Genomic DNA, 872 nt, shown 5'->3' with positions numbered 1-872 from the left:
TTGTCGCTGACGATCATCTTCGGCTTGCCTCGTCCCTCGATGATCCGATCCAGTTCACGGGCAACTCGCAGGCCGGAAAGGGACGTATCGGCGACGAGTGCCAGGCATTCCCTGGTGCAATCGTCGACGACGGTCAGCACCCGGAACCTGCGACCATCGGTGAGTTGATCCGACACGAAGTCCAGTGACCAGCGATCATTGGCGGCAAGCGGGATCAGCATCGGTGCTCGGGTGCCGATCGCTCGCTTGCGGCCGCCGCGCTTGCGCACCGTCAGCTTCTCCTCCCGATAGAGCCGGAAGAGCCGCTTGTGGTTCACAAGGTGACCCTCGCGCCTGAGCAGCACATGAAGACGCCGATACCCAAAGCGGCGGCGTTCATGCGCCAGCGCCTTCATTCGCTCGCGAAGGTCATGGTCATCGCTGCGCCTGGTTTCGTAACGGATCGTCATCCGGCAAAAGCCGATGGCTTTACACGCCCGCCGTTCGCTCATCTCATGGTGACCCATCAAATGCGCGACAGCTTTCCGCCTTGCTGCGGGCGTCACCACTTCTTTCCCAAAAGGTCTTTCAAAGCCGCGTTGTCGAGCATCGCGTCCGCCAAGAGCCGCTTCAGCTTGGTGTTCTCGTCTTCCAGCGACTTCAGCCGCTTGGCTTCGGATACATCCATGCCGCCGAACTTGGCCTTCCATTTATAGATGCTGGCATCGCTGACCCCGTGCTTGCGGCAAAGCTCCGAGACCGGCGTGCCAGCCTCGTGCTCCCTCAGAATGCCAATGATCTGTTCGTCCGTGAAACGTGTGCGCTTCATTCTCTGGTCCTTTCGATGGGCCAGAGCTTACTTCAAAATGGATTATTTCAACGGGGCAAGGTCA

1 pseudogene is annotated in these 872 nt (G+C 59.4%); it reads right to left on the bottom strand.

Features of this window, described 5'->3' with window-relative positions:
• Positions 1-808: pseudogene (locus JNB91_RS30300) on the bottom strand (IS3 family transposase); the annotation flags it as partial.
• Positions 809-872: the final 64 nt, after the last annotated feature.

This window comes from Aliirhizobium wenxiniae (assembly GCF_019511445.1).
In the GTDB taxonomy this organism is placed as follows: domain Bacteria; phylum Pseudomonadota; class Alphaproteobacteria; order Rhizobiales; family Rhizobiaceae; genus Neorhizobium; species Neorhizobium wenxiniae_A.
The sequence above is the reverse complement of the archived record's forward strand: the minus strand, read 5'-3'. Positions and strand labels throughout refer to the sequence as shown.